The sequence below is a fragment of the Peijinzhouia sedimentorum genome (assembly GCF_049340005.1).
In the GTDB taxonomy this organism is placed as follows: domain Bacteria; phylum Bacteroidota; class Bacteroidia; order Cytophagales; family Cyclobacteriaceae; genus CAXBDP01.
In genome coordinates this window covers 234,501-259,503 of the sequence record NZ_JBMPIY010000001.1, presented here as the reverse complement: position 1 = coordinate 259,503, position 25,003 = coordinate 234,501, and the positions used below count along the sequence as shown (strand labels likewise).

The window sequence follows — 25,003 nt, the reverse complement described above, 5'->3', positions numbered from 1 at the left end:
TTCTATATTAATGATGTGCGAAAATAAATAATCAAACAGGCAATGTATGCTCTAGTAATATTTCACTTGCTAATTCGACCCTACTCAAATATTTTCCGCACTTGAAACAATTTATCATTAGTTTTTAAACAAATTCCTTGTAATCGACAAGGCTATGAATTTCAAATTAAATCAATCTTTTCTCTTTCTTTTATTTTGCTTTTTAAAATATTTTTCCTTAATGATCTTATCCTCAACACGAACTTCATCAATTTCCCAATCCTCCCATTTTCTAGCAATTAATATTTTATTTTGTGTAATGAAATAGTGAGACTTACACTCAAAATTCCAGTTGCCAATAGATGGATAAAGAGAAACGGATCTTCCATTAAAACGAATTTCCCAGTCTGTTGGTGAGATTGGGGTTACCACCTTATTCCCACACCCACAGATACACAAATGAACAGCCGTTCGATATTCAACGGAAATATAAAGAATACCTGGTTCTGGAGAGTTCGGTATGAACTCAATAAATTTATGCTGGATTGTCCTCATTAAGTAATTTATTTGTATTGATTAAAAACAAACTATTATGCTCTTGCTTTAAATCTTGATAAAAGCCACTTAGCTTTTTCCATTTTAAAACTGCTAGTATAGCATTAAGACAATTCAAGTCTGCAATTTGAATATTATTTGAATATTCGTTTTCTTCCGATTCAGATGAACCAATCCGAAAATCCAAATGGTCGCATTTATCAGTCGTTCCAACTGTAACACGAATAGCACCATTTAGACAATCACCGGCTTTGTTCACACCAATTCCGACATCAATAAATGTTACGCCCATCTTCAAGAACGCTTTAGTAAGATTGTAGCGAATTTCATTTTTGTCAATGCTTATAAAGACATAACTAAAATCCTTTAGCTCACTTATATTTTCAAGCGTTACATACTTCGCATGTGCTTTTATTCCTGCGTGCATATTCGAATAAATTCCATAGTAGTAATCTACTTTCCTTATCCCGTTTTCTGCTTCCAATTTTTCAGTTGAAACAGCACCAGGAGAACGAAAAGCGTTGTGTAGTTGGAAAACATCAGCATCAAAAATGTGTATTTCCTTGACAGGCGTTTTTGCAATTTGGTCAAGAATATATGAACCAGTTCCACCTAATCCGATAATTGCGATTTTTTGACTTTCAAATTTGCGATTTAGAAACTCAATTCCTGCACGTGAAGAATTGGTATCAGGATAATTAAAAACGTTTGCATCACTCATCACTTCTATTTTCATTTAAGCTTTTTTAAAAGGTTTAGTTGTTACTGTAATATCAATAGCTTTTGCATTAATACTAAGTATCTCGGCATAAGTCCTGATTTTTTCGTAATAGTTAGGGTAGTTGCCTGAACTTGGTTTGCTTGAAAAATAATGTGTTACTAAAAGTTCACTCGTCAATTGTTGTCTATTTGAATTATTAATTATTGCGACAAGTGGTTTTCCATCAGAGTTACAAGGCGTTTCACCACAGAAAAAAATCGTGTGGTCAGGTGGCGTAGATATTTTTGTTGGGGTTGCATAGTTTAAAACACAAACCAACGTACCGTAGGCTACGTTTTTAGAAGGAGTTGCGTAGGGAATTTGGCGGACAACCAAGTGTCCGCCCTTTACCTCAATATTGTAACCTTCTTCTTGCAGACGATTCAAGTCTGGATTAAGACTTATCAGTTGCTGTTGCATTGAAAATCATATTATTTTTAACAAAAACCTCTTGACCGGCAAACATTGAACCTTCGGGATTTTGTCTTGGCCCATCTTCGTATGCAACAGTGTAAACCATTGTCGGCTTATCTATAAATTGCCCAAACGCTAGAACAATAACCTCTTTGAAACTGATTTTTTCCTTTGTCCATTTGTGCTGCGTTCCGTTCACTAAAATGATTACTTCCTTAGTCTTAGAGTAAAAGCGTTCAATACCGGGACGGGCAAGATTTACTTTCTTATCGTCTGGAATTAATTCATCTTCCTTTGGCTTAGTGTTTTCTAGAAATATTTCATCCTCTAATGAGATATTCCCAAGACTTCTAATTTCTGCACCCGTAATGTTCGGATGATTCCATTCATACAACTTACCATTGATTGAAAGTTTAAATTCAGGTTTACCTTTTTCACCTGTAGGTTTGGTTTCTTTTTTTTCTGACATTGCTTTAAAATTTAATTATTCAAACTAACTACTGAAAGCGTTACATTATTTTACCTTTGTAACAGCGTTCATCCATACTACTCAAACCGTTACTAACGGTTTTTGGTAGCTAATATGTAGCAGTAAAAAATGAGTACAAGTCAGGACTTAAATAACGAACCAACGGAAAATCTCTTGGAATATATCCAATGGAAGGATGAACCTGACTATGCGGAAGTAGCTAAAGAAGCATTGAAGGTTTTTATTTTTCGTTACCAATTAGACCTTCTTAAGAAACTTGTACCAATCTGTATAAATTGGGGATATGATAAACAGGTTGCAAATGAATTAGCTTACGAGACTTTTGACAGAATTTGGAAATATCCAAAATTTGACCTTTCAAAATCGAAACAAAAAGATTACAGTAAAGCTATCACATTTTACCTTTTTGGAATTGCTAAACGACTTTTAGCTGATTTCAAAAGAAATGAAACAGAAGAACCTAATCCATTCACAGGAGACGAAGACATAATTCGTGATTTTCCTGATATAGAAATGTTAGAGTTAGGGAAAGAACGTAAAGCTCAATTAAAAAGACTATATGAACTTTTAAATGAAGCTCTATCCAAACTTTCGCCAAAGCATAAGATAATTTACCTAACATATAAGCAGCACGAATCAATAACAAGTGAAGGGTATAATTTACCGAGACATTTAACGAAGAAGTTACAAGACGAGCTTGACCTAACGCAAAACAGTATTCGTGTTTACAAGAAACAAGCAATTGAAGCAGTTAATACACATATAAAAATATATGGCTCAAAATAAAAAACATATTACACCAGAGAACATAACTGAATGGTTATCTTCTACGGGTTTCCTTTTCCCAAGGAACGAAGTTGAGCTTGAAAGATTTGAAAAACTATATGGTGATGTTGATTTCGGCTTAACAGGGAAAGAAATTGACCCAGATAAAATCATTAACGGCACTTTTAGAGAGGAAAAAATTGTAAAAAAGCCTACTTACATTAATCAGGAAGAAATCAACCCATATCGTGTGGCAGCACGTAATGGCAATAACTTGGCTAAGCACATTATGGACAAAATCAAGAAAAATCAAAGTAAACCAAAAGATGATTCAGACGGGTCGGAAAACACAAATAAGTAAATTAGCAGAATATATTGCTAATGAGTTTTCAAACAAAAATCTTACTTTGCTTGATGAGATTGCCAAGTTTGAAAGTGTACCGATTCATTTTGATAACTACGAAGACGCTTTTGATGGAATGTTGCTATATGATATAGATAACAAAGACTTTCACATTCACATAAATATTGATAACGGGAACAAGCAAAACTCTAAACGTGGAAGATTTACACTTGCTCACGAGCTCGGCCATTTTTTCTTGGACGAACATCGTTTGGGTTTAAAATACGGTTTGCTTGAACCACACGCTTCATTTCATAACATCAACCACAAATCGGCAATTGAATTAGAAGCAGACTATTTTGCAAGTTGCCTACTAATGCCAAAAGACAAATTCAGAAACTTTTCCTCAGAATACAGGAAACTAACTGGAAACAAAAAGTTTTCTATTGATACAATTCTTAGCCTTTCAAATAGCTTTCAAACAAGCGTATTATCAACCCTTATCCGTTTCGGAGAAGTTGGAACGCACGAAATATTTGCTGTTATTTCAAAAGATAATGTTGCTAAGTGGTTTGTGAAAAGTATTGACTTTCCAAATTGGACTTTTAAATTTAAAATAGGTAACACAGTTCCGCAGACGACAGTTGTAGGAGAGTATTTTACAAAAGAAAACAGTAAATACATAGGAATTGAATCCGTATCAGCAGACGACTGGTTTTACACACCTTCAAATGATAACAGAGCAAACAGACGGATGTATGAGCAATGCTATTATTCCGACAGCTATGGATATGTAATAAGTTTAATTTGGTTTGATTGATTTACTCCCCTTACATGTTTAAGCCACAAAGCCTATTAGGGTTCAAAATAATTGCTTAAAAAAGACTAATTCTGCGGATACCAGTTTTTCAATTTTACTTGGATACCTAGCTCATCTTCTTTGACCATTTCTTTAAAGCTGGCTACATCGGCCAATCCTCCTGTGCCACGGTAATGGTATGGATAGATTACCTTTGGTTTGAATTCATTTACAGCACTTGAGGCTTGATCTATACTCATTGTATAAGGCAAATTCATACATACGAAAGCGATATCAATATTGGGTAAGGCACGCATTTCAGGAATGTCTTCAGTGTCACCAGAAATATAAATTCTCTTTCCACCCATTGATAAAACATAGCCATTGCCCCTACCCTTTGGATGCCTGGTTTCCTCATCTGCCGGCAAGTTGTACATGGGTATAGCTGTAATACTGATATTCATCAAATCTGTTTTTTCTCCATTTCCAATTACCCTTGCTTGAGCTTTTAGGTTATCCGATAGCATATCCATTACAGCTTGAGGTACTATCAGAGTAGCCTTGCTCAATTCAAGCTCAGCCAATGTATTCTTGTCTAAGTGATCGCCGTGGATATCCGTAATCAAAACCAAATCAGCGGCATTCAAGCCGGTAAATCCTGCTTTACCGCCATAAGGATCCACGTAAATGGTCATGCCATTCCACTCCATAGCGAAAGTGCCATGCGTAATGGGGTGAACAATCAGGTTGCCATTATCGGTAGCGTATTGGTCGGGCGTATCTCTATTCTGACTGCTAGCCGCTAGGCTCACTGTCAATATTAGTAATAGGGTAAGTAGTGTGTTTTTCATAGTATTGTTAAACCGCTAAATAGATTCTTTGTTTTGATGATTTCCCTAATTTCTAAAAAAATTTGGGCAAAAAAAAACCACCTAAGAAGGTGGTTTTTAATAATTTAAGCAAAATTGATACTATATATAATATTAGTCAATTACTTCTACGTTAACTGCATTCATGCCTTTACGGCCTCTTTCCACGTCGAATTTAACGTTATCGTTTTCACGAATTTCGTCAATAAGACCTGAAGAATGTACGAAGATATCTTCGCTTGAATCTGATGGTTTAATGAAACCGAAACCTTTGGTTTCATTAAAGAATTTTACTGTTCCTTGCATTGTATTTATTAATTATTAAAAAAAATTCTTGTTGAAAGGTCTGTTAAACCTTGGTCTTGCGATAAATTACTCTTGGTATTAAATTCCTACCGGAAACGAGGTTTATTAAATTAAGGTAGGTGGGAAACAATGTACTCTGAGGAGGTATTGGCAAACACTTATTCTTAAACGCTCACAAATGTAACTCTGTAAAAGTTAGCATCCTAATATTGCGTAATAATATATTTTTTAATCCCTTAGCCATATCGTAGAAAATAAAAAAGCGGGAGGTGAATGTAGCTGTGTAGCCATCTTCCCTCCCGCTGTTTTTTATGCAGCCTTTTTAATATTCTGCATTTCAATATTTTTCGCTTTCGGCAATTCTATCACACCGACTTTATCCAATAGCTTGATCACTATATAAGTCGGATCAATCTCATGCCATCTGAAACCACCAAAATTAGCTCTGTTTCCATGCTTATGGTGATTGTTATGGTAGCTCTCTCCCATCATCAAAACATCTACAGGAAGGAAGTTTCTACTCGTATCTCCTACTTCAAAATTTCTGTATCCATACTTATGCGCAAACCAGTTGATGATCGCGCCATGTATTGGGCTCAAAGCAAACTGGATGGGTAATAACAACCACAACCACCAAACATCAGCAAATACAAAATAGACTCCTACATAAAGAGCGCCCCAGAGAACTCTGGATTGCCATGAACGAGCCATTTTGTCGAACCATGTCCACTCTGGTACACCTTCAGTAAATCTCTTATCTACTTGTACAACTTTGTTTGTAATATCAGAATATATGGTTTTAGTTTTCCACATCATCTTCCAAATCGTTTCATCGTATTTTGGAGAGTGTGGATCGTTAGGTGTATCTGCATAAGCATGGTGCATTCTGTGCATCACGCCATATCCGTATGGACTTAAGTAATTACTTCCCTGGAATATCCAAGTAAGTACAAAGAATACCTTTTCCATAGCTGGGCTCATGGTGAAGGCTTTGTGCGAGGCATATCTGTGAAGAAAAAATGTCTGGAAAAAGAGAGACAAATACCAATGTGCAATAAAGAAAGCTAATATTACTTCCAATTTTCTATTTTTTAAGTTGAGATTAAATTATTTGGGACAGAACGTAACTCTCCCATTCACTTACATAGACTGCTTGAGTGTCTGTTTGTGACAGGAATGAAAAAATAATTTTTACTTTTTGAATGGAGATGCAATTTCAAGTTTCAGCTGGGCTATCATATCATTGAAACTACCTAAATCACAGGCTTTTACCACACTGTTAATAAATTCAGGTTTTTTGATCACCGGAAAAGAAAAGTTTTCTTTATCCATTGCCAATTTCTTTTTGGCTCGGGAAACTAATTGGCGCAAATGGTCTTTTCGCTTTTCTAAAGTCTCTTGAATCGTTTCATAGTCGAAATTGAAAACTTCCTTCATTAGAAACACGGCCCTTTCCAAAGGCTCCAATTTCATTTGCAAAATGAATAAAGCCGCAGCCAATTCATTTTCGATATCAATTTTGGGAAACTCAGTCTCTTTGTACCAATTGTCCAGCTTATCGATAATATCGAAGTTAGGATTGAATTCCTCTTTCTTGTTTTTGAGGTTTTCTAAATGGCTGAGCGCATTGTTTTTGACAGATCGGATGAGATAGGCTTTGGTGTTGTCAATATTGCTACGATCTACACTTAGCCATTTCAAGAAAGTATCTTGCACCACATCTTTAGCATCTTCGGTAGAGCCGAGAATTTTGCTTGCAATACTTTGCAAAAGCGGTTGATATTGGGCTATGATTTCTTCTTGCTTCACGTGGTTGATATCAATACAAATAAACTGTAAAATTCGATCCAAATTTTACTTAATGTATAATAATCTGTCCGTTGATGGAAAAGGTTAAAAAAAAAGTGGTCTTTTTAGGACCACTTTAGATTATTAATAATTTGAAGCAGATTTCCTTTTTCGGAAGTTTCCTCCTCCGCCTTCATTACCACCGCGTCTGCCGCCGCCACCACCATTTCTGTTGGATCTGCCGCCGCCACCATAGTTCGAAGAAGAGCTTTCTCTGCGTTCGCCTCTATTGGAATTGCCATAGCTCGAGCCTCCACTACTTCTGCCAGAACCGCCATCGCGTCTAGGCTTGCTGTAGCCACCTTCGGCACGGTCGAAGAAACTTACGGTCTCTTTCGCTTCGCCTTGCTGCCTTGGAGCACTTGATTGATTGTTGTTACGATCGCCGTAGCCAGCATTTCTGCTATCAGAATTTCTATTATCAGATCTTCTGTTGTCAGAACCACCTCTATTACGGTCGCCTCTGTTGCGATCTCCACCTCTGTTTTCAGATCTTTCTCTGAATTGACCTCTGGTTCTGAAACCATCGTCGCTTCTTCTAGATGATCTGCCTTCTCTTGGCTTAGCTGCTTCTTCATAAGCATCACCAATTTCTAGTGCTGATTCGCTAAAATTGATTTTCAACTTGCGTTGTAATGAATCAATCTTGTGGAAATCAGAACGAGACGCCAATACCAATGAAACACCTTTTTTACCTGCACGAGCAGTTCTACCTGCACGATGAGTGTAAAAATCGATATCATCAGGAAGCTGGAAGTGAATAACGTGCGACAGGTTGTCTACATCAATACCTCTTGCAGCTACATCAGTAGCGATAAGATATTGCAATTGACCTGACTTAAATTTACGCATTACCTTGTCTCTTTGACCTTGGCTCAAATCGCCATGCAAAGCATCAACAGGGTAATTCATTCTGCTCAATTGATGAGCTAAATCGCGAGTGTCATTTTTTGTACGACAAAAAACGACTGCGCGCATTTCCGGATCTGAATCAACTAGCGTCTGGAAAGCCTCTTTTTTCATGCTTGATTTCACACGCATAAATTGGTGATCGATGTCAACATTTACCTTAACGGAACTGTTAACGGCAACCTCTTGAGGATTGCTCATGTAATCACCAACAATCTGACGTATTTCGGCAGGCATTGTGGCAGAGAATAACCAAATGTTCTTTTCTTTCGGGGTGTAAGTAAGGATCTCATTGATCGCATCCTTGAATCCCATGTTCAACATTTCATCAGCTTCATCAAGTACTACATTTCTGATAGACTTGAGAGATATAGCCTTACGTTGAATTAGATCGATAAGACGACCTGGTGTGGCTACAATGATTTGCGGCTTGCGCTGCAAATTTTTAATTTGTTGAAAGATGGGTTTTCCACCATAAACTACTTCAACCTTTACTCCTGGTTGGTAGCGAGCGAATGCAGCTAATTGCTGGGCCACTTGTTGACCTAGCTCTCTTGTAGGGGTTACTACTAAAGCCTGAACGGCTTTGAAAGATGGGTCGATGTTTTGTACAAGGGGAAGTCCAAATGCAGCTGTTTTACCGGTTCCTGTCTGTGCCAAACCGATAAAATCTGTGTTGTTTTGGATCAGAATAGGAATTGCTTGTCGTTGAATCTCAGTAGGTTCGTGAATATTTAATTCAGGAAGTACTTTAAGGATAGGCTCGTTCAAGCCCAATTCATGAAAATTTTTCAAATAACATTTTTTAAGTGAACCGCAAAGGTACGATTAATAATTAAATAAATAAGCAAGTAATGCAATTAAATATAGTAGCTCAGAAGCGTTAAGCCTTCATTTTAAGAGCGTTAGAACTTTGCTAGATTTTCCCTAAAGGTATATTATGTTGGATTTATGCTAATTGACAAAATATAGTATCAGCTCTAATCAAAATAACGAAATCTAATTGAGCTTTAGGAGTTTAAGCAGATATTAGATGAACGTTCTGAAAATTCAGATTTACTTTCCAAAATGCCCTACCTCCCGCTTTTATTTCACTTGAGTGTGTATTATAATTACTGATATCTTGTCTGTTTTTATTTTGAACACGTTTAGCCATCAATCAGTAGCATTTTTTGCAAATGCTGATTTAGAAATCTAAATTCCCAAGTCTATTTTTACTTCTGTGAACAAATCCAAATTTCCATTCTCAATAACTATTTTTCTGCTATTCCTATTCGGAGGCCATTTTTCTTCTCTTTCTCAATCTATTTCATCTAATGTGATAAAAAATCGATTGGAAAATGTAGAGCAAGGGCAGCATATCAAGATTATGGGGGAAAGATTATTTTCTTCCGTGCTCGTCCCTTCCTTCTATACCAATAGAAATTTTGAACCTGCTTGGATTGCCGGTCCGAATGATATTGATCGAGCGAGTATGTTTATAGCAGAAATTGAAGGCATGCAATGGCACGGCCTGCAAGCTGAAGATTATCATTTCAAAACCATCAGAAGAGCTTTTGCTCGACTTGCATCCGATATGCGGGAGGGTACTGAAAGTCCGCTAAGTATTGCTGAATTGGATATTCTATTCACCGATGCGTTTTTTATGATGTCATCGCATTTGTACCAAGGAAAAGTGAATCCCGAAAAGATAAATGCTGAATGGAAAATTCAAAGACGTAGACCGGATTTGAATATGGATGAGCAATTGGAAATAATGCTTTCCCAAGGCTTGACTCCAAATCAAATGCTCAAGAAATTTTATCCTCAAAATACCTTGTATCCAGCGATGATGGCTTCTTTGCGGGAGTTTAGATTGAGAGAAAGATTGCCTAAAATGGAAGAAATTCGAGCGAAGGAAACCATTAGGCCGGATAGTATTTCAGATGTTGTCCCATCAATTCGACAAAGGTTGGTAATCATGGGCTTGCTAAAGCCCTATAATTACAGAGAGCAATTCTTGTATGACGAACAAATGCAGGAAGGAATTAAGAAGCTACAAAAGCAACATGGCTTAAATCAAGATGCTATAATTGGCGGGGGTACTTTGGCATTGCTCAATTTACCTAATGAAGACCTAGTGAAGTCATTGGAAATCAATCTTGAAAGAATGCGTTGGCTGCCATGGGATTTTGGCCAAAAATTCATTGTCTGTAATATCGCTGATCAATCTGTATTTATGATTCAGGATAAGGATACCGTGTTTTCGACACGTGCAATTGTAGGCCGAGAATACCGCAGCACGCCTGTATTTGAAGCGAAGATGGATCATTTGGTATTTAGTCCAACTTGGACCATCCCTCCTACTATATTGGCAAATGATGTAATCCCTGCTGTGAAAAAGGATATCAATTATTTGAGCTCAAAAAATATGCAAGTGCTGGATTATAGCGGAAAACCTGTTTCTGCAAATTCTATAGATTGGTCGAATGTGAGCGGGAGGAATTTTCCTTATATGATTCGTCAAGCTCCGGGACCTGCAAATGCGCTTGGCTTGGTGAAGTTTATGTTTCCAAATTCATACAATGTGTATATACACGATACGCCTAGTCGCGAGCTTTTTAGTCGTGACAATCGAGCATTGAGTTCGGGCTGTATTCGCATTCAAAATCCAGCTGAATTAGCGGAAATTCTATTGAAAGACTTGAATTGGGATCAAACGAAAATAAGAGCAGCAATGAATCTTGGTCGTGAGCAAATCGTACGCTTGCCTGAGCCAATACCTGTTTTTATTGGTTATCTCACAGCCTGGACCGACCAGCAAGGACAAACGCATTTTCGAAATGATCTTTACAATCGAGACAAAAAACTATACGAAGCGATTGTGAGTAAACCTTAATTCAATGATTTCGAAGCAGATATTTTAATGTGAGGAGTTCGCAATTATTTCAATACAAATCGCTTTTTCTCTGGCCATATTTGGCGATAAAATTTAAGAATTCTTTTTATCTCTGTGTCTTCTTTTTGGGGAATCAAATGTTGCTGGAGTAGAGCTAATTCCAACTGAAAATGATCAGATTGGATATATCCAAAACCGATGTAAACACCATTGAGAAATAAGACAAAGCTCAATTCATTATCGGTTTTTCCTTTGTCTATAAATACTTCATTTTCATTTGTATAGAATTTAGAAGCTATAAATTCATTTAAGCGTTGATTATGCTCGATTGTATTCTCACTTTGAACACAAATCTTTGGGCAATTTCCTTGATGCATAGCGCATAATCCTTCTTTTACTTCCATGCCACAAAGTCTTGGGCAAAGCTGTAATTCCAAGCTCGCTTTTCCAATCATCGATCGCATTTCGGTGAATGAAGTGAAGCTGGCCACGGGTTTCATATTTTTAACAACTTTGGATAAACTCAGTCTTTCAAATCCTTGCTGATCTACCCATTTGTAAATCCCGAATTTAGGATCCGGGAATTTTTGAGCTTTATTGAATTCTGGAAAAAATTTCTTGATTTGAGCAGCTTCATGTAGCGATGCGATGAATTCACTACCTGTAATTTCATAACTGATATTGGCAATTTTTCTTCGTAAATCTTGCTTCTTTTGTCCATCCTTTCCAGTGAAATGACTTCGCACTCTGGAGCGGATAGATTTGGCTTTTCCGACATAGATAATTTTCCCTTTTTCATCATGAAAAAAGTAAATGCCCGTAGCCTCAGGCAAGGATTGAATCTTCTCTTGGTCGATTAATGGCGGGAGGTACATACCATTGTTGGCTTTACTCATTTGTTGCCAATGGCCGGTTTGGTCTTGGTCGTAGAGCATTTCCACCAATTTGGCAGTTGCCATAGCATCGCCCATAGCTCGGTGTCTATTTTCAATGCTAATATCCAAATCGCTACAAAGCCTGCCTAAGCTGTAGGATTTAAGACCTGGAATTACTTTTCTAGCCCACTTTACGGTGCATAGTTTCTTTGGGCTAAATGGATAGCCCAACTCCTCAAAATTTTGCTTCAAGAATGAATGATCAAAATTCACATTGTGAGCAACAAATATTCGATTATTAAGCAAACGATTGAGCTCATCAGCAATTTCCTCGAATAAGGGAGCTTGTTTCACCATTTCATTATCAATACCTGTAAGGCCGGTAATAAATGATGGAATATTTTGTCGAGGGTTTATGAGTGTTTCGTAGGTTTCAATTATCTGCTTGCCATCATGCAGAATGATCGCAATTTCTGTAATCCCGCCATCTTGTGGCCTCCCTCCTGTTGTTTCAATATCTACAATGGCAAACATGCCGGAAAGATAATAAAATTAGTATTCAAATCATTTACTAAAATTATTAGTTTTCACTAATTATTTACTTTAGCAAAACGAACCTAAGAAGCCATTTTTGGTGGCTTTCTGTATGCGTAATAGAACATCACTTCTTCTAATGCTCTCACAATGGCTCTATTGATAGGCATTCTTTCTCTGCCCATAGCTTCGTCGATCGCATATAATTGGTAATAGTAATCGCTCATCATAGGGATTTTCATTCCTCCCGCTATTCCTTGCTTGATATCAGCGATCAATTCTGCCTTTTCTGTTTTCAGTGGTTTGCATACAATAAAGCTCTTCTCTCCATATTTGTCTCGAATAGCCGAGAATGCAAACAATCTACAAATTAGACCTCTATAAGCATAGCTTGAACAAAAACCTTTGTCTTCGGCATTTTTCAAACTTCTAAAAATGGAGCAAGTGGGATTATCGATATCAGCTTTCATTCTTTCATACCAATTCATGGCTTCGCCTTTTTTATAGAGCGCATAGGCTAAAGGAAGAAATTCAAGCGCTGAAGCTTCGATATCGGCTTTGGTACAGCAAAAGCCACAATTGGCAACACATGATAGTCCGGACTCACCTTGAAACGACTCTATCTCTTTTTGAAGACTAGAAAAAACCTTTTCTACAGCCCTCACTTTATGGTGTAATTGCATAAATGGGCAACTATTTTACCCTGCATTATTGTTTAGTGAATATGCCGCAAATGTACCACCTTAATAATTCATTATTCACGCGCTGCTTACAAATTTTTTGTATCGTTGCTTTCTCACACTCAGTATCTATAGCACAAGGCCTTACTAATACTTTCCCAAGTCCACCCGAAGATCAAATAGAATCTGCTAGACTGCTATACAACAATCAAGAATTAGAAGCAGCGTACCAAGCCTACAATGCAATGTTACAGGAATACCCTGATAATGGTGAGGTATTGTTTGGTTTGGCGCTTACCACAGAAGCATTGAATGATTTTGATCAAGCTCTTATTTATTACAATCTGTTGGTTCACTATGAATTCGAATTGCCTGAAATCTATATGAACAGAGGTAAAATCAGGTATGATAAAAAGCAATTCGAAGCGGCACTTGATGATTTTATAAAAGGAGAGCAAATTCCAGTAAGGGAAACTAGAATGGTGCAGTTTAAAGGCTGGACTCCATCTGAGAATAGCGCCACTCAATTGCAGGACATCAATACATCAGTAAGCTGGGTCAATGAATTTAAAGAATGGAAGGCTAAAACACTTTTGAAATTGAATAGATATGAGGAGTCTTTGCTTTACTATCAGGAATTAGTCTCGTCATCGCCCGAAAATTCTCATTATTTGGTTGGTCGATCAGATGTACAATTGGCAAAAGGTGACATCAAAGCAGCTACTGATGATTTGAAAAATGCGCTAATTATTAACCCAAGCAACGAGCAAGCAAAGTTTAATTTGCTTCAATTGAGCACTGAGGATGTTACCGAAGATGATCTTCTCAAACTGTATGAAGAAATATTAGCCACATCTCCTGATATAGCTGAAGTATTTATGAATAAGGGCATTTTGCATTACAAGCAAGGTGACTATTTGGAAGCGCTAGATAATGCAAATAGGGCTATTGAATTGGATGAAAATAAAGGAATTTACTACTTCAATCGCTCATTGGTTCTTACCAAAATGGAACGCTATTCAGAAGCGAATGAGAATTTATTGGAGGCCATAAACTTACAACCGGATCATGCTCCGGCATGGGCTGCAATGGGTAATAATCACATCGAATTAGAAAACTATACGGCTGCAATTGAGGCATTCCAATTAGCTTTGTTTTATGATTCTACCAATCCCATTTACCATTTCAATAGAGCCGTTGCATTTCAGAAAAACGGTAAATTAGCCGAAGCCTGTAGCGACTTCAGAATCGCTGCAAATATGGGCTTGCGTGAAGCTCAGGAAATGACCATCAAACTGTGCGGAGTTAAGAACTAACCTGTCTTAATTTCCTTATTTTATTCCAAAGCCTAATTAAGATATACAGCGTAAGCAAGCCAATTAGGCCTAAAACTCCAGCTTGAGTATAATTGCCATAAATAATTGATCCTGTGGTAAATAAAAACGCATAAACCATCACACAACCTGTGAGCATTGCGGCAATTTCATAAGGCACACTCCATGCTTTTTTGGGCTTCGGTTTCGTCATTCTCATTTTCTGAATATGCCTCCAACCCGGGCCACCTGGATTAATTTTCTCACAAAACTCTATAAGAACTTTAGGGTTTACAGCCTTGGTCGCAAAGGTCGCAATAAGCCAAGCAACAGTTGTAATCGCTACTCCATAGATCAATTGCATGTGGTCTGGAATAGGCTCAAAACCCAATTTGGTGTGCACCAATTGGAAATAAAATGCCAGTACAAAAGACACGATCATTGCCCATATTTCGCTAAAGGCGTTGATGCGCCACCAGAACCATCTAAGGATAAATATTAAGCCTGTGCCCGCACCAATTTGAAGCAATAAATTGAAGGCTTGTTTTGCGCTTTCTAGAAATAAGGCCAAAACTCCAGCACAAACCATCAACAGAATGGTGAATAATTTACCAAGCATTACCAGTTTCTTTTCTGATGCTTTCGGATCAAGCATTCTTTTGTAGAAGTCAATTACCAGATAAGATGAGCCCCAATTGAGGTGAGTGGAAACAGTAGACATAAATGCCGAAATCAACGATGCAGCTACCAATCCTAACAAACCAGCCGGCAAAAACCCTAACATCGCCGGATATGCCAAGTCATCTTTAATTACTGAATCCGGTAGATCAGGAAAGGCCGATTTCAGTGAAGCAATATCCGGGAATACAACTAATGAACATAGAGCAACAATAATCCAAGGCCAAGGTCTTAATGCATAATGCGCCACATTGAAAAGCAAAGTTGCTTTTACTGCATGGTCTTCATTTTTAGCAGAGAGCATTCGCTGAGCAATATAGCCACCACCACCCGGCTCAGCTCCGGGATACCAAACGCTCCACCATTGTACAGCTAGTGGTATGATCATCAAAGGAATATAAACGTCAGGATTGTTGAAATCGGGCAACATGGATAATTTATCAACCACATTTACATTACTTAGCACAGCGTCAATCCCTCCTACTTCAGGCAAATTCACGACATAAAAAGCCGCCCAAATAGCACCCACCATGGCAATGGTAAATTGCACGAAGTCTGTCAGAATCACACTTCTAAGTCCACCAAGCATACTGTAAGCTACCGTAATAACAGAGGCTATCACCACCGTGGTAATCGGATCGGTATTAAGCAATGCACCAGCAATTTTGATCATTGCCAAAGTCACCGTAGCGATGATGAAAATATTAAAGAAGAATCCTAAATAAAGCGCTCGAAAGCCACGTAAAAAAGAGGCTGCTTTACCTGAGTAGCGAAGTTCATAAAACTCTAAATCGGTACTAATTCCCGATCTACGCCAAAGTCTTGCATATACAAAAACAGTAAGCATCCCAGTCAACAAAAATGCCCACCAAGCCCAATTGCCTGATACACCATCGTTACGAACGATATCCGTGACTAAATTGGGAGTATCTGAGCTAAATGTGGTAGCAACCATGGAAATTCCCAAAAGCCACCAAGGCATATTTCTGCCAGATAAGAAAAACTCATTTAGATTTTTGCCAGCAGTGCGAGAGGTATAAAAGCCAATTGCCAAATAAATCAATAGAATAACGGCAATGATCGACCAGTCAAGAATATTTAGGCTCATTTTAAAATTTAAGGTTTGCTAGACAAAATTAATCAAAGGCTAGTTTGGAATACAGATTCCATCAATTGAGTCAATGTTTTTTGGTAGAGGAAACTCAATGAATCGAAATATAGGTAATTTCTTTCTACAGCTAAAAATTTATAGTTTTCCCAAATGAATAGAAGCTCCCAAATTTCCCTTGTCATATTAGCCGCCGGCATGTCCTCTCGCTTTGGTAGATTGAAACAATTGGAACCGGTTGGTCCAAACAATGAGACGCTGTTGGAATTTAATATCTATGATGCGCTAAAAGCTGGTGTTCAAAAGGTGATTCTGGTAATCCGAGAGGAGATTAAAGATCAAATGAGAAGTTATTATTCTTCATCAAAGTTTAAGCAACTGAATATTGAATATGTGATCCAGACTCAAGGAAAAAATAGAGCAAAACCCTACGGTACAGCTCATGCAATATTATCAGCCAAGGATGTTGTCCAAGGAAATTTTATAGTAATCAATGCTGATGATTATTATGGAAAGGAAGCTTTTTTGTCCGCAACTGAGTTTTTTATAAAGAACAATGATTCAAATTTTTACGCAATGGTTCCTTATGTATTACATGATACATTGTCTGAAAATGGAAGTGTAAATAGAGGCATTTGTAAAATTGATGAAAATAGAAACTTGCAGGCAATTCAAGAACACACAAATATTCAAAACGATGATAATGGGCCATTTATATTACACCCGGAATTTGGAAAAAAGCGGGAGGATAAAAATGCTTTAGTTTCCATGAATTTATGGGCTTTAAACTCATCTATTTTTCCGAAATTGGAAGTGGCATTTGAAGAATTCCTATCCGATTCCAAGGATGATCAATCGAGTGAATTCCAATTTCCGACTGTGATTAATCAACTAATTGAAAGGAATGAAATCGCCGTAAAAGTTTTGGCTGAAGGAAAAGATTGGTTTGGGTTTACCTATCCGGAAGACAAGCAAATGGTACAATTGAAGCTAAAAGAAAAAGCGGAGCTAGGTGAATACCCATTCCGCTTTTCCAATTTTGATTGAGATTAATATTTCTTATTTCAACTTATCCTTATCGAAAAGAGAAGCGTCTAATTGCTCATTGAAAGTCAATTTTGTAATTACATCTTTGCCACCACGTGATGCCATATTGGTGATCATGTTGGCCATTCCGCCTCCACCACCTTGGCCTCTTCCACCGCCAGGACCGCCGCCAAATTGACCTCCCGCTCCTCCTCTTCTTGCATTAGCACCACCTTCTACTGTAGCATTTCTGCTATGAGCGATTAGCAATCCATTTACTAGTTTATAGTCAGAGTAATCTGTGCGTGTTATTGTTTTTTCACCTTCCCATTCACGAGTAATATCTTTTCTCAAAAGGACAAAACTTTCAGATTCTACGAAGAAATCTGTAAGTGGATAGCTTGGCGTATCGTATCTCAATTGATAAACAGTTAGGCCATCCATTTCTTGAGTACCTACTAAAGTTAAATTTTCTAAATCAGCTATTTTAAGCAAATCAAGACCAAAATCTACTCTTCCTTGTAAGGCTTGAACCGCCGCGAAAGGCAATTCAATAATCTCACTGCTTTGGGGATTATTCATCCAACCTTTAGTACCATCAGTTATCTGAACAAGCGACATTGGCCCCATTGTGATTTCATTGCGCAGGTTATTGCCATAAATGGTGGTTTTGTAAGGGATTTCAAAATTGCCCGCCATGGTTTTACCTTCAAGAATGATGGTTTGTACCATTGCCCAATTTTCAAAGCCCATTACTTCACGGTGGTTTTTGAGAATTTCCTCTACATTTTGAGCGGAAACACTAAGCCCAGTGGCTACAAAAAGGGCAGATAGAAATAATGATTTCAGACTTTTCATTTTATGCTTTATAGTTAATTTAAGTGCGATTTTTTCAATTCAGTCTATTGCAAAATGCCATCCAAATATACTTGCTGTTCCTAAAAATATTTAATTGAGTTTGTTGCATTTTGCTTCGGCTGATATGACAGACAAAAGTCAGATAAGTTTAAGCCGCTGGAAAAAATATTCCTTTTCCTTTCCTCCCCGAATAAGGCAGTTAGATTACCATTTTAACCATATAAATAACAAGCTTTGATTTAGGTCAATGATGGCCTTAGATTGTAAGTTGTTATTCAATATAAACCACAAATATGAAGATGAGACTAAAACTGTTAACTAAGGCAATCCTCGCCGTGGGGTTGTTATTTAGTTTTCCGGTTTTACTGCAAGCCCAAAGTGATAGCGACGCTAAAGCGCCAGCTACTCGTACTTATGCAGTAAAAAATGCCACAATTGTTCAGGCACCGGGAAAAGTGATCGAAGGCGGCACCGTTTTGATCAAAGACGGATTGATTACCGCTGTTGGCAAAAATGTAACGGTACCAGCCGGCACATTCGAGATCGACGGTAGTGATATGTTTGTGTATCCAGGCTTTATAGATGGCCTTACACACAATGGTGTAAAAAGCTATGAAAACCCAGAAAGACCAAGAGATCTAAAGCCAAATAATCCACCAAACAATATTGCAGGCATTACACCTGAAAATACTGTTTTGGATAATATTGACTTAGGAGCCAAAGCAATGGAGGATATGCGTAAAGCAGGATTCACTGTAGCGCAAGTTGCTCCACAAGGTCGAATGCTTCCTGGCTCAAATGCAGTGATATTGTATGCTGACAAAGCCACTTCTGACCAACTGGTACTTAAGAACAACTCCGCATTATTTGCTCAGTTTCAAGGTGGCCAAGGTGTGTATCCTGGCACTGTGATAGCAGTAATGGCAAAATGGAGGGAGCTTTACACAAATGCAGAGAATCAAATGCAAAATGAGAGTGTGTATGCTTCAAATTCAACTGGAATAAACAGACCTACTAAAAATCGTACGCTTGAAGCATTTTATCCAGTTATCAACAAGCAATACCCAATTACTTTTCATGCAGCCGATCAATTAGATGTTCGTCGTGCTTTGTCATTGAAAGATGAGTTTGGTTTTGATTTGGTAATTGCAAACATGAAAGATGGTTGGGGATTGATAAATGATATCAAAGCAAGCAATGCTAAGGTGCTTTTATCAATGGACTTGCCAGAAGAAAAAGAAGCTTCTAAAGATGCTAAAGACGAAGCTAAAGCGCGGGAGGAAAGAAGAGCTGAATTCTACAGCAAGTATGTTTCTCAAGCAGCGGAATATGAAAAAGCTGGAATCAAGTTTGGCTTCTCAAGCCTTTCAGGTAATGCTTCAAACTTGAAAAAGAACCTTCGTATAATGACTGAAAATGGTCTGTCCGAGACAGCTGCTTTAACAGCATTGACAACTACACCAGCAGAAATGCTTGGTTTATCCAATAGAATTGGATCTATAGATCAAGGTAAGATTGCCAACTTGGTAATTTCTACTGGAAATTATTTCAGCAAAGACTCTGAAGTAAGATATGTATTTGTAGATGGTATCATGTACGAATATGAAGCTCGCCCTGCAAAAGCAAATGGTGGTGGCCCTGCTGCTGAAATTGATGGAAGATGGAATTACAAAACTGAAACTCCAATGGGCTCATCAGAAGGTGAACTAAATTTCACTAACAACAACGGGTCTTACGAAGGCACGATGACTATGCCAATGGCAGGTCCAGATCCTCTCCCATTATCCAATATTGAAGTAGATGGACCAAACTTGTCATTCGATATATCAATGAACATGGGCGGACAAACCATCGGATTAACAATTAGCGGAACAGTTACAGGTAATGAATTCAAAGGAATGATGGACACAGGCCAATTTGGTTCATTTGGATTAACAGCTGTAAAAAATCCAGGCAACTCAAAATAAAATGAAAAGCAACATGAAGAAAATATTATCATATAGCTTCGCCTTTTTGTTGGCACTTGGAACTGTAATGGCTCAAGTTCCAAAAGGCGATGTGCTTATAAAAAATGGAACCGTACTCACCATTACTGATGGTGTAAAGGAAAATACGGATGTTTTGGTTCGAGGAGGAAAAATTGCCCAAATCGGTCAAAATATTAGTGCACCATCCGGCATAAAAGTAATTGATGCAACTGGCCAATTTGTGATGCCAGGAATTATTGATGCTCACTCGCATATTGCACTAGACGCAATTAATGAGGCTACTAGTCCAATCACCGCTGAAGTTTATACAGGCGACGCGATCAACCCAATGGATATTTCAATATATCGCGCATTGGCGGGAGGAGTTACATCCTCGCATGCAATGCACGGTTCTGCAAATGCAATTGGTGGACAAAACCAAACGATTAAACATCGCTATGGTCTAATGGATCCTGAAGATATCAAATTCGAAGGTTCTGCTCGTACTATCAAGTTTGCTCTTGGCGAAAACCCAACTAGAGTTCATGGTCGTGGAAATGGAATCCAACCAAGAAGTAGAATGGGCGTGGAAACAGTAATTCGTAATGGTTTTTCTGAAGCTCTTGAATACAAAGAAGCCTGGGATACATACAACCAACTAAAGGCATCAAACAGTACGAGAGCAATGGCTCCTGAGTACAACTTGCGTTTAGAGACTTTAAAAGAGATTCTTGAAGGTAAAATCATCGTTCATTGCCATAGCTACAGAGCTGATGAGATTTTGATGTTGATGGAAGTATTCAAAGACTTCGGTATTAAGAAGCTTGTTTATCAGCATACAAATGAGGGCTTTAAAGTAGCTCCAGAAATTGCTGATTTTGGTGCCATGGCTTCAGTATTTGCTGATTGGTGGGCATATAAGTTTGAGGTATATTACTCTACAGCTTACAATGCAGCAATCCTTACACGTAATGGTGTAATCACTTCAATCAATAGTGATTCTGGTGATTTTATTCGTCACTTGTACCACCAAGCTGGTAAAACTCAGAAATACGGTATGCTTTCAGATGAAGAAGCATTAAAGCTTATCACAATTAATCCTGCCATTCAATTAGGTATTGAAGATAGAGTTGGTTCTATCGAAGTTGGAAAGGATGCAGATATCGCAATTTTCAATAATCATCCACTTTCAATCTATGCAGTACCACAATACACTTTAGTAGATGGTACAGTATATTTCGATTTGAAAAATGATCCTGCTGATATGCGATTGACGGTTAATCCTGAGGAAACTGTAGAAGCTTTGCATGTACACGCAGAAGGTATCGAGCACAGTTGCATGGTTGGAACTGAAGAGTTTCTTCAGTTTGGTTTAAATTTATTTAATGGCCAACGTTAAGAAGGAGGAAAACTATGAAAACAAGATTTATTCAACTATTAATAATTGCCATCTCTTTCCTCCCGCTTTCTTTGTTGGGACAAGATATTGACGATGGCTCATTGAAACCTTATAAAGGTTTATTTGCACTGACAAATGCTACCATTCATACGGTAACTAATGGTGTAATCCAGAACGGTACAGTTATTATCAACGATGGTGTTATTCAGAACTTAGGAGCAAACATTACAGTGCCTGCAGGTGCCGAAGTGATTGATTGTACGGGTAAATTAATTTACCCAGGTATGATCGACGGTGGTACTCGCTTAGGTATTATAGAAGTAAATTCAGTACCTGAAACTCAAGACCATCAGGAAATAGGTAATGTGAAACCGCATGTAAAAGCTTTAACGGCGGTGAATCCTAATTCAGTAGCCATTCCGGTAACGAGAGTTTCTGGCGTAACTACAGTACTAACTATGCCTGCTGGTGGGCTTATTCCTGGTACAGCTGCTTTGATCAATCTAGTGGGCTATACGCCTAACCAGATGCACACAGGTTTTAGTGGTGTGTTAATGAATTTCCCATCTGCATCTCGTCGTGGCTTCCGCGATAGAAGAAGTGATGCTGACGTGAAAAAGGATGCTGAAAAAGCTCAAAAGGAAATCAATGAAATGTTTGAGAGAGCAGCTCTTTACAGAGTGAATGAAGAAGCTGGCACTGCAAGGTTCTATCCAGAAATGAAAGCTCTTGCTGAAGTGGTTGCTGGTGAAGTTGCATTAATCATTGAGGTAAATGGTGCGGCTGACATTGAAGCGGCAATCGAATGGGTGAAAGACCAAAAAATTGCTAAGCCAATTCTTTCGGGTGTTTCTGAAGGTTGGAGAGTTGCTGATAAAATTGCTGAATCTGGGATTCCAGTTATTACTGGTCCTGTAATTGGCATGCCGTCTCGCCAGTCCGACCGTTACGATAGAGCGTATGCAAATGCAGGCGTTATGTCTAATGCAGGTGTAAAAGTAGCTATCCGTACGATGGACACTGAGAATGTAAGAAACTTGCCTTACAATGCAGGTTTTGCTGTAGCTTATGGCATGACAAAAGAAGATGCTTTAAAAGCGGTAACAATCAACCCTGCTGAGATATTTGGTGTAAGCGATAAGCTTGGCTCAATCGAAGAAGGTAAATCTGCTACATTGTTTATCATTGATGGCGATCCTTTCGAGACAAACTCCCATATCTCTCATGTATTTATCGATGGATATAACATCCCAATGATTAGTCGCCATACTCGTTTGTACAATGAGTTTTTGGAAAGAAATCCAGGTGTTCAGAAATAAGATCAATTAAAATTAATTTGAAAGCCGATGCATTTGTGTCGGCTTTTTTTTGTCCATACAAAATTAACAACGACAGATATTTCAATGCATATCCTCCTTTATTATGCTTTGGATATGTATATTGAAATTCAAATAAATGAACTCATGCAGTTACAAAATATACAAAATGAAGATGAGCTGGCTAGCCTATTAAAATCTGAGCCAGACATAATTGATAAAATTGGTGCAAATGGTGAAAGTTTGCTAATGCAATTGCTTTATCAGCAGCAAATTAATCTTGCAAAGATTGTAGCATCAAAAAAGAAGAAATGGAGTCTATTTGAAGCTGCAGCAAGTGGTCAATTAAAAGAGTTAATAACCATACTGGACAAACAGCCAGATTTGATAAATGAATTGGCAAAGGATGGGTTTTGTGCATTGAGTTTAGCATGTTTCTTTGGCCATAAAGAAATTGCCAACGAATTAGTAGATAGAGGAGCTGATGTGAATTTGGCGGCCAATAATGCCAGCAAAATATTTCCAATCCATGCAGCAACGGCATCAGCTAATTTAGAGATTATTCGACTGCTTCTTTCAAACGGAGCTGATATAAATGCCGCCCAACATGGTGGGTTTAGAGCCATTCATAGTGCAGCTTCACATGGTAATTTGGCTATGCTCAAATTGCTTCTCCACTTTCATGCAGATATAAATGTAAAAACTGACGAGGGAATTACACCGCTAAGGTTTGCAATGGACAATGAACAGAATGAATGCTCCTTGATCCTTAGGCTTTATGGGGCATATATCTAAAAAGTTACTAGTTGTACTTTCAGGTGCAGGAATAAGTGCCGAAAGCGGAATTCCTACTTTTAGAGATGCGGGAGGATTATGGGAAGGCCATTCCATATATGAGGTGGCTACTCCAGAAGCATTTCACAAGGATCCCGCAAAAGTGTTAGATTTCTACAATTGGCGCAGGAAAAAGGCATTGGAAGTACTGCCCAATCCAGGGCACTTCTCTATTGCTGAATTAGAAGAATATTTTGAGGTTGTGGTAATCACCCAAAATGTAGATAATCTTCACGAGAAAGCTGGATCAAGTAATGTGATCCATTTGCATGGCAATCTTTTTGAAGCCAAAAGCAGCATGGATGAATCATTAGTTTATCCAATAGATGGTTGGCAGCTAAATATGGGAGAAACCTGTGAAAAAGGATCTCAACTAAGACCTAATATTGTGTGGTTTGGTGAAATGGTTCCAATGATAGAACCTGCAGCCGAATGGGTTTCTAAAGCTGATATTTTTGTGGTTGTTGGCACTTCATTGCAAGTATATCCTGCGGCAGGTTTATTGGATTTTGCAAGACCAGAAATTCCTAAATATTTGGTGGATCCAAAGGCGCATGAAATAAGCAGAAACAACTTTGAGGTAATTGCTGAATTGGCCGGAATTGGCATGCCCATATTGCAGCAAAAATTAAAAGCGGGAGGATAATTTACCCTCCCGCTTTTCAATATTCGTTTTTGAAATTGTCTTACTCTTCTGCTTCTTTTATACGAGGAATCAATTCAACTTTATCTTCTGGCTTATCTTTCTTCCTTCTCATTCTCATATTCACAAGTTCCACAGCTAAAGAGAAGAAAACAGCAAAGTAGATATAACCTTTTGGCACTTCCACATGGAATCCTTCTACCAAAAGCATAAAACCAATCAAAATCAAGAAAGAAAGTGCAAGCACTTGTAAGGTTGGATGTTTGTTGATAAATCGGCTAATTTTTCCTGCAAATACCATCATAATGATAAGAGCTATCACAACAGCGATAATCATAATGATCACTTCTTGCACCAAACCAACAGCCGTCAGAATACTATCAAATGAAAAAATCATATCTAGTAGGATGATTTGAAAAACAACCGATCCAATACTTTTGGCTGAATTGGCTTTTACCTCTTCAGCCACACCTTCCATTTTGTGGTGAATCTCAATAGTAGATTTGAAAAGCAAGAACAAACCACCTCCCGCAAGGATTAAATCTTTACCACTTAAATCAAAACCATAAATTGAGATAATTGGCTCTGTGAATTTGATAATCCACGAAATGGCTAGTAGCAAAGCAATACGGAAAACCATTGCGAAAAGCAATCCTAAATTTCTTGCTTTGGCTTGCTGATTTTGCGGTAACTTATTTGAAATAATGGAAATGAATATAATGTTATCCACTCCTAGTACCACCTCTAAAAAGGTAAGGGTTAATAAGGCAATCCAGGTTTCTGGTAATAAGAATAATTCCATGGTTTTATAAATTAGGTCGCAATATTAAGCTAGTTTTCAGTAATTTATTTAGGTA

25 protein-coding genes are annotated in these 25,003 nt (G+C 37.9%); 11 read left to right on the top strand and 14 right to left on the bottom strand.

Going from position 1 to position 25,003, the window contains the following annotated elements; genetic code table 11:
* Window positions 1-171: 171 nt before the first annotated feature.
* From ACOXY8_RS01220 to ACOXY8_RS01205, 4 genes are read right to left on the bottom strand one after another with little or no spacing between them, the layout of a single operon-like run.
* Complete coding sequence (locus ACOXY8_RS01220) at window positions 172-534, bottom strand: DUF6527 family protein (protein WP_458329733.1); 363 nt, start codon at window positions 532-534, stop codon at window positions 172-174.
* Complete coding sequence (locus ACOXY8_RS01215; protein WP_458329732.1) at window positions 515-1,270, bottom strand: ThiF family adenylyltransferase; 756 nt, start codon at window positions 1,268-1,270, stop codon at window positions 515-517. The genes ACOXY8_RS01220 and ACOXY8_RS01215 overlap by 20 nt, the downstream gene beginning before the upstream one ends.
* The gene (locus ACOXY8_RS01210) at window positions 1,271-1,714 is read right to left on the bottom strand and encodes a DUF6791 domain-containing protein (protein WP_458329731.1); all 444 of its coding nucleotides are present in this window, start codon (window positions 1,712-1,714) and stop codon (window positions 1,271-1,273) included.
* Complete coding sequence (locus ACOXY8_RS01205) at window positions 1,689-2,177, bottom strand: multiubiquitin domain-containing protein (protein WP_458329730.1); 489 nt, start codon at window positions 2,175-2,177, stop codon at window positions 1,689-1,691. Before ACOXY8_RS01205 ends, ACOXY8_RS01210 begins: the two co-directional genes overlap by 26 nt.
* 129 nt (window positions 2,178-2,306) lie before the next feature.
* Between ACOXY8_RS01205 and ACOXY8_RS01200 the strand changes: the two genes are divergently transcribed.
* The 3 genes from ACOXY8_RS01200 to ACOXY8_RS01190 are packed head-to-tail and all read left to right on the top strand — an operon-like array spanning window position 2,307 to window position 4,126.
* Window positions 2,307-2,984 (top strand): hypothetical protein, encoded by a 678-nt coding sequence (locus tag ACOXY8_RS01200; RefSeq protein WP_458329729.1) that lies wholly within the window; start codon window positions 2,307-2,309, stop codon window positions 2,982-2,984.
* On the top strand, window positions 2,971-3,324 hold the full coding sequence (locus tag ACOXY8_RS01195) for a hypothetical protein (RefSeq protein WP_458329728.1): 354 nt from the start codon (window positions 2,971-2,973) through the stop codon (window positions 3,322-3,324). The genes ACOXY8_RS01200 and ACOXY8_RS01195 overlap by 14 nt, the downstream gene beginning before the upstream one ends.
* A 46-nt stretch (window positions 3,325-3,370) precedes the next feature.
* Window positions 3,371-4,126: an ImmA/IrrE family metallo-endopeptidase gene (locus ACOXY8_RS01190; protein WP_458329727.1), complete on the top strand. Its 756-nt coding sequence runs from the start codon at window positions 3,371-3,373 to the stop codon at window positions 4,124-4,126.
* Between the two features lie 65 nt (window positions 4,127-4,191).
* Here ACOXY8_RS01190 and ACOXY8_RS01185 read toward each other — a convergent pair whose 3' ends face one another.
* The 5 genes from ACOXY8_RS01185 to ACOXY8_RS01165 all read right to left on the bottom strand — a co-directional run bounded on the left by ACOXY8_RS01185 (window position 4,192) and on the right by ACOXY8_RS01165 (window position 8,832).
* The gene (locus ACOXY8_RS01185; RefSeq protein ID WP_458329726.1) at window positions 4,192-4,956 is read right to left on the bottom strand and encodes an MBL fold metallo-hydrolase; all 765 of its coding nucleotides are present in this window, start codon (window positions 4,954-4,956) and stop codon (window positions 4,192-4,194) included.
* 132 nt (window positions 4,957-5,088) lie between these two features.
* Window positions 5,089-5,280, bottom strand: coding sequence for a cold-shock protein (locus ACOXY8_RS01180; RefSeq protein ID WP_458329725.1), 192 nt, complete (start codon window positions 5,278-5,280; stop codon window positions 5,089-5,091).
* A gap of 309 nt (window positions 5,281-5,589) precedes the next feature.
* Window positions 5,590-6,360 carry an acyl-CoA desaturase gene (locus ACOXY8_RS01175; protein ID WP_458329724.1) on the bottom strand — a complete coding sequence of 257 codons (771 nt, stop codon included), beginning with the start codon at window positions 6,358-6,360 and terminating at the stop codon, window positions 5,590-5,592.
* Between the two features lie 111 nt (window positions 6,361-6,471).
* Window positions 6,472-7,131 (bottom strand): sigma-70 family RNA polymerase sigma factor, encoded by a 660-nt coding sequence (locus tag ACOXY8_RS01170; RefSeq protein WP_458329723.1) that lies wholly within the window; start codon window positions 7,129-7,131, stop codon window positions 6,472-6,474.
* An 81-nt stretch (window positions 7,132-7,212) separates the two neighbouring features.
* Window positions 7,213-8,832 (bottom strand): DEAD/DEAH box helicase, encoded by a 1,620-nt coding sequence (locus ACOXY8_RS01165; RefSeq protein WP_458329722.1) that lies wholly within the window; start codon window positions 8,830-8,832, stop codon window positions 7,213-7,215.
* Between the two features lie 427 nt (window positions 8,833-9,259).
* On the opposite strand from ACOXY8_RS01165, the gene ACOXY8_RS01160 reads away from it, so the two are divergent.
* Window positions 9,260-10,915, top strand: a complete 1,656-nt coding sequence (locus ACOXY8_RS01160) for a L,D-transpeptidase family protein (RefSeq protein WP_458329721.1) — start codon at window positions 9,260-9,262, stop codon at window positions 10,913-10,915.
* Between the two features lie 44 nt (window positions 10,916-10,959).
* On the opposite strand, the gene ACOXY8_RS01155 is transcribed toward ACOXY8_RS01160, so the two are convergent.
* Both ACOXY8_RS01155 and ACOXY8_RS01150 read right to left on the bottom strand, forming a co-directional pair.
* Window positions 10,960-12,324, bottom strand: coding sequence for an exonuclease domain-containing protein (locus tag ACOXY8_RS01155; protein ID WP_458329720.1), 1,365 nt, complete (start codon window positions 12,322-12,324; stop codon window positions 10,960-10,962).
* A gap of 83 nt (window positions 12,325-12,407) precedes the next feature.
* Complete coding sequence (locus ACOXY8_RS01150; RefSeq protein WP_458329719.1) at window positions 12,408-13,007, bottom strand: YkgJ family cysteine cluster protein; 600 nt, start codon at window positions 13,005-13,007, stop codon at window positions 12,408-12,410.
* A 50-nt stretch (window positions 13,008-13,057) separates the two neighbouring features.
* Between ACOXY8_RS01150 and ACOXY8_RS01145 the strand changes: the two genes are divergently transcribed.
* Entirely contained in the window at window positions 13,058-14,320 is a 1,263-nt protein-coding gene (locus ACOXY8_RS01145; RefSeq protein ID WP_458329718.1) for a tetratricopeptide repeat protein, read from the top strand.
* Here the strand turns inward: ACOXY8_RS01145 and ACOXY8_RS01140 are convergent.
* The gene (locus tag ACOXY8_RS01140; protein ID WP_458329717.1) at window positions 14,310-16,103 is read right to left on the bottom strand and encodes a sodium:solute symporter family protein; all 1,794 of its coding nucleotides are present in this window, start codon (window positions 16,101-16,103) and stop codon (window positions 14,310-14,312) included. The genes ACOXY8_RS01145 and ACOXY8_RS01140 overlap by 11 nt on opposite strands.
* Before the next feature lie 153 nt (window positions 16,104-16,256).
* Between ACOXY8_RS01140 and ACOXY8_RS01135 the strand changes: the two genes are divergently transcribed.
* On the top strand, window positions 16,257-17,150 hold the full coding sequence (locus ACOXY8_RS01135) for a nucleotidyltransferase family protein (RefSeq protein ID WP_458329716.1): 894 nt from the start codon (window positions 16,257-16,259) through the stop codon (window positions 17,148-17,150).
* Between the two features lie 12 nt (window positions 17,151-17,162).
* Here ACOXY8_RS01135 and ACOXY8_RS01130 read toward each other — a convergent pair whose 3' ends face one another.
* Window positions 17,163-17,987, bottom strand: coding sequence for a hypothetical protein (locus ACOXY8_RS01130; protein WP_458329715.1), 825 nt, complete (start codon window positions 17,985-17,987; stop codon window positions 17,163-17,165).
* A 299-nt stretch (window positions 17,988-18,286) separates the two neighbouring features.
* Between ACOXY8_RS01130 and ACOXY8_RS01125 the strand changes: the two genes are divergently transcribed.
* The 5 genes from ACOXY8_RS01125 (at window position 18,287) to ACOXY8_RS01105 (ending at window position 24,149) form a co-directional block, all read left to right on the top strand.
* Window positions 18,287-19,954, top strand: a complete 1,668-nt coding sequence (locus tag ACOXY8_RS01125; protein WP_458329714.1) for an amidohydrolase family protein — start codon at window positions 18,287-18,289, stop codon at window positions 19,952-19,954.
* A gap of 13 nt (window positions 19,955-19,967) precedes the next feature.
* A complete protein-coding gene (locus tag ACOXY8_RS01120; RefSeq protein WP_458329713.1) occupies window positions 19,968-21,353 on the top strand; it encodes an amidohydrolase family protein in 1,386 nt (461 codons plus the stop codon).
* 14 nt (window positions 21,354-21,367) lie between these two features.
* A complete protein-coding gene (locus tag ACOXY8_RS01115; RefSeq protein ID WP_458329712.1) occupies window positions 21,368-22,672 on the top strand; it encodes an amidohydrolase family protein in 1,305 nt (434 codons plus the stop codon).
* 144 nt (window positions 22,673-22,816) lie between these two features.
* Complete coding sequence (locus ACOXY8_RS01110) at window positions 22,817-23,464, top strand: ankyrin repeat domain-containing protein (protein WP_458329711.1); 648 nt, start codon at window positions 22,817-22,819, stop codon at window positions 23,462-23,464.
* Entirely contained in the window at window positions 23,448-24,149 is a 702-nt protein-coding gene (locus tag ACOXY8_RS01105; RefSeq protein ID WP_458329710.1) for an SIR2 family NAD-dependent protein deacylase, read from the top strand. Before ACOXY8_RS01110 ends, ACOXY8_RS01105 begins: the two co-directional genes overlap by 17 nt.
* A gap of 40 nt (window positions 24,150-24,189) precedes the next feature.
* Here ACOXY8_RS01105 and ACOXY8_RS01100 read toward each other — a convergent pair whose 3' ends face one another.
* The gene (locus tag ACOXY8_RS01100) at window positions 24,190-24,948 is read right to left on the bottom strand and encodes a TerC family protein (RefSeq protein ID WP_458329709.1); all 759 of its coding nucleotides are present in this window, start codon (window positions 24,946-24,948) and stop codon (window positions 24,190-24,192) included.
* Window positions 24,949-25,003: the final 55 nt, after the last annotated feature.